Source organism: Rhodococcus huquni (assembly GCF_055231055.1).
The window spans coordinates 37,673-49,108 of sequence record NZ_JBUYWE010000018.1; the positions used below are offsets into that span (position 1 = coordinate 37,673).

12 protein-coding genes are annotated in these 11,436 nt (G+C 64.5%); 5 read left to right on the plus strand and 7 right to left on the minus strand.

All coding sequences use genetic code 11. The features are described from left to right. Positions 1-8: 8 nt before the first annotated feature. The 3 genes from ACZI8R_RS20720 to ACZI8R_RS20730 all read left to right on the plus strand — a co-directional run bounded on the left by ACZI8R_RS20720 (position 9) and on the right by ACZI8R_RS20730 (position 2,580). Positions 9-623: a MarC family protein gene (locus ACZI8R_RS20720; RefSeq protein WP_463381523.1), complete on the plus strand. Its 615-nt coding sequence runs from the start codon at positions 9-11 to the stop codon at positions 621-623. A 67-nt stretch (positions 624-690) separates the two neighbouring features. Beyond that, complete coding sequence (locus tag ACZI8R_RS20725) at positions 691-1,008, plus strand: hypothetical protein (protein WP_463381524.1); 318 nt, start codon at positions 691-693, stop codon at positions 1,006-1,008. Positions 1,009-1,386: 378 nt separating this feature from the next. After that, a complete protein-coding gene (locus ACZI8R_RS20730) occupies positions 1,387-2,580 on the plus strand; it encodes an NAD(P)-dependent malic enzyme (RefSeq protein ID WP_463381525.1) in 1,194 nt (397 codons plus the stop codon). Here the strand turns inward: ACZI8R_RS20730 and ACZI8R_RS20735 are convergent. Genes ACZI8R_RS20735 through ACZI8R_RS20750 form a run of 4 tightly spaced genes read right to left on the minus strand, consistent with a single transcriptional unit; the run spans position 2,577 to position 6,133 of the window. Next, complete coding sequence (locus ACZI8R_RS20735; RefSeq protein ID WP_463381526.1) at positions 2,577-3,311, minus strand: ABC transporter permease; 735 nt, start codon at positions 3,309-3,311, stop codon at positions 2,577-2,579. The two genes, ACZI8R_RS20730 and ACZI8R_RS20735, sit on opposite strands and share 4 nt — an antisense overlap. Then, positions 3,308-4,012, minus strand: coding sequence for an ABC transporter permease (locus ACZI8R_RS20740; protein ID WP_463381527.1), 705 nt, complete (start codon positions 4,010-4,012; stop codon positions 3,308-3,310). Before ACZI8R_RS20740 ends, ACZI8R_RS20735 begins: the two co-directional genes overlap by 4 nt. 3 nt (positions 4,013-4,015) lie before the next feature. Continuing rightward, the gene (locus tag ACZI8R_RS20745; protein ID WP_463381528.1) at positions 4,016-5,188 is read right to left on the minus strand and encodes an ABC transporter ATP-binding protein; all 1,173 of its coding nucleotides are present in this window, start codon (positions 5,186-5,188) and stop codon (positions 4,016-4,018) included. Positions 5,189-5,197: 9 nt separating this feature from the next. Next, complete coding sequence (locus tag ACZI8R_RS20750) at positions 5,198-6,133, minus strand: ABC transporter substrate-binding protein (RefSeq protein WP_463381529.1); 936 nt, start codon at positions 6,131-6,133, stop codon at positions 5,198-5,200. Between the two features lie 164 nt (positions 6,134-6,297). Between ACZI8R_RS20750 and ACZI8R_RS20755 the strand changes: the two genes are divergently transcribed. After that, on the plus strand, positions 6,298-7,212 hold the full coding sequence (locus ACZI8R_RS20755; RefSeq protein ID WP_463381530.1) for a glycine betaine ABC transporter substrate-binding protein: 915 nt from the start codon (positions 6,298-6,300) through the stop codon (positions 7,210-7,212). Here the strand turns inward: ACZI8R_RS20755 and ACZI8R_RS20760 are convergent. The 3 genes from ACZI8R_RS20760 to ACZI8R_RS20770 are packed head-to-tail and all read right to left on the minus strand — an operon-like array spanning position 7,171 to position 10,553. Further along, on the minus strand, positions 7,171-8,124 hold the full coding sequence (locus ACZI8R_RS20760) for an alpha/beta hydrolase (protein ID WP_463381531.1): 954 nt from the start codon (positions 8,122-8,124) through the stop codon (positions 7,171-7,173). The genes ACZI8R_RS20755 and ACZI8R_RS20760 overlap by 42 nt on opposite strands. A 9-nt stretch (positions 8,125-8,133) precedes the next feature. Next, positions 8,134-8,964, minus strand: coding sequence for an SDR family NAD(P)-dependent oxidoreductase (locus tag ACZI8R_RS20765; RefSeq protein WP_463381532.1), 831 nt, complete (start codon positions 8,962-8,964; stop codon positions 8,134-8,136). After that, a complete protein-coding gene (locus tag ACZI8R_RS20770) occupies positions 8,961-10,553 on the minus strand; it encodes a flavin-containing monooxygenase (RefSeq protein WP_463381533.1) in 1,593 nt (530 codons plus the stop codon). Before ACZI8R_RS20770 ends, ACZI8R_RS20765 begins: the two co-directional genes overlap by 4 nt. A gap of 70 nt (positions 10,554-10,623) precedes the next feature. On the opposite strand from ACZI8R_RS20770, the gene ACZI8R_RS20775 reads away from it, so the two are divergent. Then, on the plus strand, positions 10,624-11,262 hold the full coding sequence (locus ACZI8R_RS20775) for a TetR/AcrR family transcriptional regulator (RefSeq protein WP_463381534.1): 639 nt from the start codon (positions 10,624-10,626) through the stop codon (positions 11,260-11,262). The last annotated feature ends 174 nt before the right edge of the window (positions 11,263-11,436 follow it).

Consider the following 11,436-nt stretch of genomic DNA (forward strand, 5'->3'; position numbering starts at 1 on the left):
GAGCATCGTTGATGTTCGACACCACCCTTTACCTCACGGTCTTCATCACACTGTTCGTCATCATGGATCCGCCGGGCGTCATTCCGGTCTTTCTCAGCCTCGTCGGTCGCAAACCCAAGGAAGCGCGAAACCGGGCCGCGTGGCAGGCGCCCGCAGTGTCGTTGGCCGTCATCACCGTATTCGCCATCGGCGGCCAGGCAATTCTGAACTACCTCCACATCGGCATTCCCGCCCTGCAGGGCGCCGGTGGGCTGCTTCTGCTGCTCATCGCGCTCTCGCTTCTCACGGGCCGGGAGAACGCCCAGTCGAAGGCGGCCGAGGACGTCAACGTGGCGCTCGTTCCGCTCGGCACACCCATGATGGCCGGACCCGGTGCGATCGCGGCGGTCATCGTGTTCGTGGCCCAGGCCGACGGGCACGGGGCTTCCTATCTGGCGATCGCTCTCGCGATCGTGAGCATTCACCTCGTGCTCTACGTGGTGCTCCGGTTCTCGACGCTGCTCATCCGTCTGCTCGGGGAGGGCGGGATCTCGCTTCTCGCGCGGATCGCGGGCCTGCTTCTCGCGGCAATCGCTGTGCAGCTGATCGCGGAGTCGGTACGCGGGTTCGTGGCCGGCGGCTGAGCCCTCCCGACTCACTGCGAGCGATCGGTGCGGCAGTATTGGACCCGTGCGATACGAAGGAGACTCGATGACGCTTCGTGACTACGAGGACGAAGGACGCCCACTGCATTCACGGCCGATGCGCTGGTTGCTCGGGCTGAGCGGTTCGGTCGCGGCCGGTCTGATCGTGCTCACCGTCGTCGTCGCGGTTGCCGAATATCTCGGTGAGGGCCACGGATTTCCGGGGCCGGGACGTACGTCGCTCGTGTCGCACATCGTCGCCTCGGTGGTGGTGCTGATCGCCCAGTTGTGGGCGGACCGCCGAACCGGGATCGCATCGGCGTTCGGCGCATTCGTGGTCTTCGCGATTGCGGCCGGAATTTTCTGGACGCAGTGGTGGGGCTGACCGGTCGGTGTCGAAAGCGTCACCCTCGGCGTTTTGCTACCGGACGGTAACCGGATACTCACAGGTAGAGGCCGAAAAGGGTGAGACATTTCGCCCACCCCACAATTTGATTGTGTACCGGTGACAGTGGCACACTTGACTCACTCCGAAGTTGGCGCCACCGCCCTTCGACGGGGGGTTCGATGGCAGTAGCTGCCAGGGCTCACACGGCCCAGCGCCATCACGCTTCGATAGATGTACTGCGGCGATCGTGATCCGCGCGCACCGGAAGCTTCTCAGTAGACGTACGTGAGGTACCCGTCTGGTCAGCGTCGATCAGTTCGGTTACTTCTCAGTAACCCGGCCCCGAGTGAGTCGGGACCTAGCAGGAGTGTCATTGTGTCCCTCGTGTCCGAAGCCACCACACCCCAGAAAATCGATCTGACCGACGACGAGATCTTCGCTGGTCACACCGGCGGCAAGTTGTCGGTCGAGACCACCGCGCCGCTCGATTCGCAGCGTGCGCTGTCGATCGCGTACACCCCGGGCGTCGCACAGGTCAGCCGTGCGATCGCGGCCGACGAGACCCTTGCCGACCGTTACACCTGGACCAACCGCCTGGTGGTCGTGGTGAGTGACGGTTCGGCCGTTCTCGGTCTCGGCGACATCGGCCCCCGCGCCTCGTTGCCTGTCATGGAGGGCAAGTCGGCCCTGTTCAAGACTTTCGCGGGCCTCAACTCGATTCCCCTCGTTCTCGACACCAAGGACCCCGACGAGATCGTCGAGACCTTGATTCGGCTGCGCCCGAGCTTCGGTGCGGTGAACCTCGAGGACATCTCGGCACCGCGTTGCTTCGAGATCGAGAAGCGCGTCATCGAGGCGCTGGACTGCCCCGTCATGCACGACGACCAGCACGGCACGGCCATCGTGGTGCTCGCTGCACTCAAGGGTGCGGTCAAGGTCCAGGGCCGCGACATCACGTCGCTGCGTGTCGTGATCTCGGGCGCGGGTGCTGCCGGCGTGGCGTGCGCGAACATCCTGCTGGCCGCGGGCATCTCCGACGTGACCGTCCTCGATTCGAAGGGCATCGTGTCCTCGGGTCGCGAAGGACTCAACGACGTCAAGTGCGACCTGGCTGCGCGCACCAATCCGGCCGGGCGTGAGGGTGGCATCGTCGAAGCACTGGACGGGGCCGACGTGTTCATCGGTGTGTCCGCCGGGACCGTGCCCGAAGAGATCATCTCCACGATGGCGGACGACGCTATCGTCTTCGCGCTGTCGAACCCGGATCCGGAGATCCACCCGGAGGTGGCGCAGCGCCATGCCGCGATCGTCGCTACCGGGCGCAGCGACTTCGCCAACCAGATCAACAACGTTCTCGCCTTCCCCGGCGTGTTCCGCGGCGCACTCGACGCCGGAGCCCGTCGTATCACCGAAGGCATGAAGCTCGCCGCTGCCGAGGCAATCCTCTCGGTGATCGGCGACGAGGTGGCTGCGGACAAGATCGTTCCCAGCCCTCTCGATCCTCGCGTGGCTCCCGCTGTGGCGGAGGCCGTTGCGGCTGCTGCGAAAGCAGAAGGCGTGACTGACTAGCGAGTTCGTGGAACACCCCGATACGAAGCCCGCACCCACGGCTGCGTACCGGGGTGTTTTGCTGCGCGGCGCAGTCTTCCGGTACCCGGTGCCGACGCCCAGACCGCGAGTGCCAGTAGGCCGTCCACCACGAGAGCAACGGCCGCCACGAGTATTGCGCCCACCAGTACGCGGTCGTAGGTGCGCAGTGCGAGACCGTCGAAGATGTACCGGCCGAGGCCCCCGAGGTTGACGTAGGCGGCGACGGTCGCCGTGGCGATCACCTGCAGGGTCGCGTTTCGTATGCCGCCGAGTACGAGTGGAAGCGCGTTGGGAATCTCCACTCGCGTCAGCACCTGAGATTCCGTCATCCCCATGGCACGCGCGGCGTCCACCACGTCGTGGTCGACATTCGCGACCCCCGCGTACACGCCGGCAAGTATCGGCGGAATCCCGAGTATCACCAGGGCGATGATCGGGGGAACGAGCCCGAGTCCCATCAGCAGCACGAGGAAGGTCAGCAAGCCGAGGGTCGGAAGTGAACGGAGTGCGTTGACGATTCCGACGACAACCACTTCGCCGCGGCGGCGGTGGCCGATCAGCAGTCCGAGTGGAACAGCGATGATCGCAGCAGCCACCACGGCGAGCACGCTGTACCAGAGGTGTTCGAGAATGCGAGCCCCGATACCGGTGTCGCCGCCCCACTGCGCGGGGTCCGTGATGAAGTCCCAGGCACCTCCGAAGACGTTCATGCGTCACCTCGCTGTGTGCTCGTGGTCGACCGTGTCGCCGCGGGCGTGCCGGCTCTCGGCGCGGTGGTGTCGGCTCGTGTCCATGGCGTCGCCGCCCGGGCGATCAGGTAGAGCAAGAAGTCGAATGCCAACGCGAGCACCACGATGGCGATGATCCCGGCCAGGATCTGATCCGGGTAGTCCCGTTGATAGCCCTTCGTGAACAGAGTTCCCAGTCCGCCGATTCCGATCAGCGAACCGACCGATACCAGCGAGATGTTGGTGACTGCCACCACTCGAACGTTGGCTGCGAGAACTGGAATGGCAAGCGGCAGTTCCACGGTCAAGGCGCGGCGGATCGAGGTGAAGCCCATCGCTGTGGCGGAATCGATCACATCGTCCGGAACGGAATCCAGGGCCTCGGGCACGGCACGAATCAACAGCGCCGCCGAGTAGACGGTGAGAGCGATAACGACGTTCAGCGGATCGAGAATCTGGAGTCCGAATACCGAGGGCACTGTCACGAACAGCGCGAGAGACGGGATGGTGAAGGCGATGCTGGCGAGCAGCAATGTGATTCGGCGTAGCCACGGCACCCGCCGGACCAGCGTGCCCACCGGCACCGCGATGATCAGACCGATCAGGAGCGGAACCAGCGCCAGATAGAGATGTGTCCTTGTCAGGTCTAGAACGACCGAGAAATTGTCGACGAGCCAGCGCACGGCTCACGACTCCGTATCGAAGGTCGTCGCAGACTCCGTATCGGATTCGGTGAAGAACTGCTGGTTGCGCTCACGGTCTTCTTCGCGGCGCTGCTCGGCGAGCTTGTCCACGACCTCCGAGGCCAGGACCCCGCCGATGACGGCGCCCTTGTCGTTCACGGCAACACCCACGCCCGAGGGCGAGGAGATGGCTGCATCGAGGGCGAGCCTCAGGTCCGAACCCGGCTTGAACAGAGATCCTCCTGCGGCAACGCACTGGGAGAAGGGCCGACCGGAGCGCAGCCCTTCCACTCCGGTGACGTCGATCCAGCCGTGGGGCGCGCCGTCCGCGTCGACGACGATCACCCATTCGTCGGGGCCGAGGCGCAGACCCGTCAGCTCTTCTCGCCGAGCCGTCGTCACGTCGTGAAGCGGGACGGCGCTCGCTGACCGGAACGACAATCCGCGATAGCCACGGTCGCGTCCGACGAAGGACGACACGAAATCGTTCGCCGGAGAGGCGAGGACGGTACGGGGGTCGTCGTATTGCTGCAGTCGACCGCCCGGACCGAAGACGGCCACTCGGTCGCCGAGCTTCACTGCCTCGTCGATGTCGTGGGTGACGAAGACGATGGTCTTGTGGAGTTCGGCCTGTAACCGCTGCATCTCACCCTGCAGGTCTTCGCGGACGACGGGGTCGACGGCACTGAATGGTTCGTCCATCAGCAGGATCGGCGGATCGGCCGCCAGCGCGCGGGCCACACCCACACGTTGTTGCTGACCGCCGGAAAGTTGTGCCGGATAGCGGTCGGCGAGCGCAGGATCCAAACCCACTCGCTCGAGCACCTCGAGAGCAGAAGTGCGTGCCGAACGGCGTGACTGCCCGCGCAGCACCGGAACGGTGGCGACGTTGTCGACAACCGTGCGATGGGGGAGCAGGCCCGCGCTCTGGATGACGTAGCCGATGCCGAGGCGGAGCCGAACGGCATCGGTGTCCGCGATGTTCTGCCCATCCACCGTGATCGTGCCGGAGGTGGGGGCGATCATGCGGTTGATCATGCGCATCGACGTGGTCTTACCGCACCCGGAAGGTCCGACGAACACCGTGAACGACTCGGGTTCGATGCGAAGGTCGAGGTGATCGACGGCGGTGGTGCCGTCCGGGAATTCCTTGGTGACTCCGGTGAAGGTGATCATGGAGTGCCGTCAGCCGATCGGCTCGCCGAGACCCTGTGCCTCGACCCAGTTTCGGGCGGCTTCGTCCGGCTCGGTCTTGGCGTCGCCGGACACCTCCACGTTCAGAGCCGTCAGTTCTTCGGTCGTGAGCTTTGCCGATACGGCGTCGAGTACCTCGGTCAGCTTGGGAGAATTCTTGTCGGCGCGCAGGACAGGAACGACGTTCTGGGCTGGAAAATTGTTCGCCGGGTCCTCGAGGACGACGAGCCCCTCCTCGACGATTGCCGGGGAGGTGGTGAAGATGTTCGCTGCGGTGATCTGGCCCGAGGTGAGGGCGTCGACGGTGGCAGGACCACCGCCGTCCGCGATGGGCACGAAACGGTCTGGAGAGATGTCGAGGCCGTACTTCGCGGAAAGGCCAGGCAGACCCACGGGCCGTTCCTGGAACTCTGCGGGGGCGCCGAACGTCACCTCTTCGGAGTGCGCCGCGAGATCTGCGATGGTCTTCAGGTTCCACTTCTGTGCCGTCTCGGCCGTGACGACGACCGCGTCCTTGTCCTCGGCGGGTGCTGGGGTCGCGATCTCGAGATCGGGGGCAAGCGCCGGCGGCAGAGCTGCATCGACGTCTGCGGCAGTGACGGCGGTCGTGTTCGGGTCGAGATACTGCAGCAGGTTGCCGGTGTAATCGGGAATCACGTCGATGGAACCGTCACGCAACGCCGGGACGTACGCCTCGCGGCTACCGATATCGAGAGTGGTGTCCACGTCGAACCCGTTGGCACGCAACACCTCGGCGTAGATGTTGGCCACTGTCTCGGACTCCGGGAAATTCGAACCACCGACGACGATCGCATTCGGGTCGTCACCGGAGCCACCGCCCTCGGCGGCGAGCGGGTCCGAACCCCCGCCGCACGCAGTGAGCGCAAGGGTGGCGGAGAGGGCGACGGTGAGGACGGATTTGCGCACTGTGCATCCTTGGGGACGGGTGGGGCCGTTGCAGCGTGGGGAGCCGTTGCTGCGCTTTCCGAGGCTCAGTGTAACGATAGGTACCGACAGAACACTGATTTGTGTGCATGGTGATTTCGGTGCGAGCGAGGCGCTGCGTGGCCGTACCCGAGAGGAAGTTCGCGGTGAAGATCGTTACTGGACCCCGAGCCGGTTCCACGCTTCGGGCGGCCGTGGTGGCGACTGCCGCGCTCGTCGTCGCGGCAGGGTGCAGTGTCGACAACTCCACCCTGAGCGGGGCGGGTTCGACGCAAACGGGGCCGGTCGTGGTGGGTGCCGGAAGCACGGACGTGGGCGCGGTGGTGGCCGAACTGTATGCGGGCATCCTGCGGACGACCGGTGTGGCGGTGTCGGTTCGGCCGGATCTCGGTGACCGTGCGGACTACCTGAGCGCGCTCGATTCGGGTGACGTGACGATCGTGCCCGACTTCACCGGTGAGCTGCTGACGTACTTCGAGCCCGCAGCGACGTCGACCACTCCGACGGCCGTCTTCGACAACTTGAGTGCGTCTTTGCCGCAAGGGTTTTCGGTGTCGGATTTCGCGGGTGCCGAGGACCGTTCGGTTCTGGTGGTGGACCAGAGCGCCGCTCGTGACCTTCACGACCCAGGCGATCTGGCATCGCGCTGCGAGGTGTCGACGCTCGTGGTGGGCGCGGACTTCGATCGCTCCGGTCTGGACGGCAACACTCTGAAGTCCGTCCCCGGGTGCACGTTCGCGGGCGTGGTCGACGCGGCCGACGATCGGCAGGTAGCCGACGCCGTACGCGGAAATGCCGACACAGTCGGCGGACTCACCACCCTGTCGGAAGAACTCGGAGCCGGTGAACTCGTGGCTCTGGGTGACGACGAAGGGGTGTTCCGCGCCCAGAACGTGGTTCCCGTTCATCGGTCCGGAACGCTCGCGGAACCGCAGATCAAGGCACTGAACGTCGTGGCAGGCGAATTGACGAGCGCGGACCTGGCCGACATGGTCGACCAGGTCCGAGGCGGTGCCGAGTCAGAGGGCGTTGCGCGCGCCTGGCTCGACGCTCACTCCTGACCCCCGTACGTCCGACCCGGATACGTGCGATCCGAGGAACTGACCGAGGTCGGCAACAGCGTCCCTCGCCTCGCGAACGATCGAGGCCTGCGCGTGAGCAACGTGCCAGAGTCTTGCGAACTCGGTGACGCGGACGTCCACACCCGACAGCTCCAGCTTGTCGCGCAAGGCGATTGCCTGTGGGTGCAGGACTTCCTGCACTCCGATGTGAATGAGCGTCGGAGGTAGGCCGGACAGATCGTCGTGCAGCGGCGCATATCCCGTCGCGGACGGGTCGCCGCCACCGAGATACTTGTCGGCTGCGTCGTACGCCCACCCCGTGTTGATGACCAGGTCGCGGCCCCGCATGGAGCTTCGGTCGGTGGGGTCCGCCCATGGTGCGATGAGGCCGAGAGCAGCGGGCGTCACGCCGTGTTTGTGGACGAGTCGCTGAGCTGTGGCCAGGGCGAGCCCGCCGCCGGCCGAATCGCCTGCGATTGCTACCTGGTCGGCTGTGAATCCGTGCTCCGTGACCAGTTCCAGATAAGCGGACTCGGCGTCGTCGAGTCCGGCCGGGAACGGGTTCTCCGGTGCCAGTCGGTAGTCGACGAGATAGACAGCGCTGTCCGACTCGCGCGAGAGGTGAGCGGCGAGCGACCGGTGCGAGGCCATCGAGCCGACGGTGTACGCACCGCCGTGCAGATAGAGCACGGCGGTCCGGCGTTCGGTGGCGCCCACGGTGACGCGCTCGGCCGGACGGCCGGCAAGGGAGGTTCTACGCACCACCGAACCTGGGGGCATCGTCTGGATCGGCGCCCCCAGATCGAGAAGCCTGCGCTGAGCCGAGACAGGCAGATGCACGTTGAAAGCCGCCCAGAAGAACGGCCGCAGTGCTGCGGCGGCGACCGCCGTGGGCAGTTGAAATGAACTCATACCGTGAACCTACTTGGACTTGGGAAGGGTGCGTCCCGCCACGGTGGCGACCACGCGCTGGTAGCTCGAGCCGACCAATCGCACCCAGGCGTCGAGGAACTTCGCATCCGCGCCGATCAGGACGCGAGGCTTGCTCTTCGAGACGCCGTTGACGATCACCTTGGCTGCCTGCTCAGGTGTCGTCCTGGCCAGCTTCTCGTCGAAGAACTTGGCGAACACGGCCAGATCCTCACCGGGACCGGCGGTGGCATTGCGGGCAATCGCGGTCTTGATACCACCGGGATGAACGCACGTGACCTTCACCGGATGCTTCGCGACGAGCATTTCCTGCCGCAGCGATTCGGTGAAGCCGCGCACCGCGAACTTGGCGGAGTTGTAGGCACTCTGTCCCGGTGTGGAGAGCAGTCCGAACAAGCTCGACACGTTCACGAGGTGACCGTCTCCCGAGGCGATGAGGTGCGGAAGAAACGCCTTGGTGCCGTTGACGACGCCCCAGAAGTCGACGTCCATGACCCGTTCGATGTCCTTGAACTCGGACTTCAGGAACTCACCGTGATAGGCGATTCCGGCATTGTTGTAGACCTGGTTGACCTTCCCGAAGTGAGCGGCCACAGCGTCCGCGTACTCGAGGACGGCTTCGCGCTGAGTGACGTCGAGGTGGTCGGACTTGACCTCTGCGCCCAGCGCCTCGGCCTGACGGACGGTCTCGGCGAGTCCGACGCTGTCCATGTCGGAGAGAGCGAGCTTTGCGCCCTTCTGTGCGAGGTCGAGAGCGAGCGCGCGCCCGATGCCCGAACCTGCGCCCGTGATGACGACTACCTTGCCTGCGAAGGAACTCACTGTGCACTCACCTTGTCGTTGTTGTTCGGAGCGCTCGTGGCGGGCGCCGATGTGGAATTCGAAAGGTCCTTCGTCGGGACACTGTCGTATGCCTCGAGGTCGAATTGCTTGGTCTGCCTGCGGAAATCGAACGTGAATCCGGGCCACAGCGTGGTGTTGTTGCCGTGCTTGTCCATGTACCAGCTCGCGCAACCGCCGTTGCTCCAGACGCTGTGCGACAGCTTCTCCTGAAGGTCGACGTTGTAGGCCTTCTGGAAATCCTCACGCACCTCGACGGTTCCGAGATCGTGCTTGTCGATCGTCTCGAGCGCCGAAGCGAGGTAATTGATCTGCGATTCGATCATGAACACCATGGACGTGTGCCCGAGGCCGGTGTTGGGTCCCACCAGGAAGAACATGTTGGGGAAGTTGGCGATTGCGGCGCCCTTGTACCCCTGCTGTCCGCCGTGATCGAAGACCTCGGCCAGCGAACGTCCGTCCTTGCCGAAGATGCCTTCGTAGGTGGGGGAGTCGGTGACGTGGAAGCCGGTCGCGACGACGATGGCATCGACCTTGCGCTCGGTGCCGTCCTTCGAGACGACGGAATCGGCGGTGACTTCGGCGATCCCGGTATCGACGAGGTCGACGTTGTCCTGAGCCAGGGTCGGGTAGTAATTGTTCGAGATCAGCATGCGCTTGCAGCCGATCTGGAAGTTCGGGTGCACCTTCTTGCGCAGATCCTTGTCCTTGATCTGGCGGCGGAGATGCCGTTCGGCGGCGATCTGCAGCGGCTTCATGAAGATGGGAGCCTTTGCGAGCCCGACCACCTGAGTCTCGCGCATCCAGTAGATGCCGGCGCGGCACAGACGCTGGAACCCGGGGATGTACTTGAACGCCAGGCTCTCTGCCTTGCTGTACTCGCGATCGGCGCGGGGCAGGATCCACGGTGCGGTGCGCTGATACACGTCGAGGTGGGCGACCTTCTTGCCGATGGCCGGCACGATCTGAATGGCCGATGCACCGGTACCGATGACGGCGACCCGCTTACCGGCGAGGTCGGCGTCGTGGTTCCAGCGTGCCGAGTGGAAGATTTCACCCTGGAAGCCCTCGATACCCTCGATGTTCGGGAGGGAGGGCTCGCACAGCGCGCCGACGGCCGTCACCACGATCCGGGCGACGAACTCGCCCTTCGAGGTCTTCACGTGCCACCGCGAACTCGCGGTGTCCCAGTGTGCGTTCTCCACTTCGCAGTCGAAGATGTGCTTGTCGAGCACGTCGTACTTCTTCGAGACCGACTGGATGTACTTCTGGATTTCCGGCTGTGTGGAGAAGGAGCGGGTCCACTCCGGATTGAGCGCGAACGAATACGAGTAGAGGTGCGAGGGGACGTCGCAGGCTGCTCCCGGGTAGGTGTTGTCTCGCCAGGTTCCGCCGACGTCCTTGCCGCGTTCGAGCACGAGGAAGTCGCTCTTCCCCTTCTGGCTCAGCTTGATGGCAGCGCCGAGGCCCGCGAACCCACTACCGATGATCAGGGTGTCGATGTACCTGACCCCGTCTTTCGCGGCACCGTTCTGCCCGGACGCGAAAGTGTCTGTTACTGGAAGACTCATAAACTTAGAGTAGGCCTCTATTGAGGGCGAGTCAATAGCTTATTGACCGGCGTTCAGTAGAGTATTACGTATGGAGGAAGTGAAGCGCATCCGATTGGACCCGGCAATGCGACGGGCCCAGTTGATCTCGCTCGGGGTGAAGATGCTGGCAGAACGTCCGCTGGAGCAGATCTCGGTCGAGGACATCGCCGATCAGGCCGGTGTCTCTCGCGGGCTGCTGTTCCACTACTTCGCCTCGAAGCACGAGTTTCACGTGGCGATCGTTCGCGAGAACAGTCGCGAAATGTTGGAGAAGACCGCCCCCGGTGAACTCCAGGACGGCGAAGCCGATTCGGTCATCGACGTTCTGCGCGGCGTCATCGCCTCGTACGTCGACTACGTCTCGGAAAATCGCTCCACGTATGTCTCGCTGCTGCGCGGCACCGCGAGCGGGGACGCCGACATGCGCGCGGTATTCGAGGAAACACGAACGGTCATGGCGGATCGTGCGCTGCTCTACCTGCCCTCGACCGGAGCGCAGCGCACTCCGCAACTGGAACTGGCAGTGCGCGGCTGGATCGCCTTCGTGGAGGAAGCGACGATCACCTGGCTGCGTGACCCGGTGACATCGCGTGAAGAACTGATCGAGATGAACGTCCGAGCACTCCCGGCGCTGGCTTTCGCAGCTTCGCCCGAGCAAGCGTCGAACTTGCTGGGTCTCGTCACCTGACCCCGAACGACCCCACCCCTTCCCGACCAATGTCACACCGGTTCAGCTCAGGCGGTTTCAAGTGGTGGATGCACCGATGAGCTCAGCGAACTTTTCGACTGGTGGGCGGTAGCCTAGCGCCGCCCTGGGGCGTTCGTTGAGTTCGGTGGTGACGAAGCGAAGGTGTTCGAGCGA

What these genes read in the sequence shown, in the direction of transcription:
- ACZI8R_RS20770 (WP_463381533.1), bottom strand. Translation starts at nt 10,553, where the DNA reads ATGAGTCTTCCAGTAACAGACACTTTCGCGTCCGGGCAGAACGGTGCC.
- ACZI8R_RS20725 (WP_463381524.1), top strand. Translation starts at nt 691, where the DNA reads ATGACGCTTCGTGACTACGAGGACGAAGGACGCCCACTGCATTCACGG.
- ACZI8R_RS20760 (WP_463381531.1), bottom strand. Translation starts at nt 8,124, where the DNA reads ATGAGTTCATTTCAACTGCCCACGGCGGTCGCCGCCGCAGCACTGCGG.
- ACZI8R_RS20745 (WP_463381528.1), bottom strand. Translation starts at nt 5,188, where the DNA reads ATGATCACCTTCACCGGAGTCACCAAGGAATTCCCGGACGGCACCACC.
- ACZI8R_RS20775 (WP_463381534.1), top strand. Translation starts at nt 10,624, where the DNA reads ATGGAGGAAGTGAAGCGCATCCGATTGGACCCGGCAATGCGACGGGCC.
- ACZI8R_RS20735 (WP_463381526.1), bottom strand. Translation starts at nt 3,311, where the DNA reads ATGAACGTCTTCGGAGGTGCCTGGGACTTCATCACGGACCCCGCGCAG.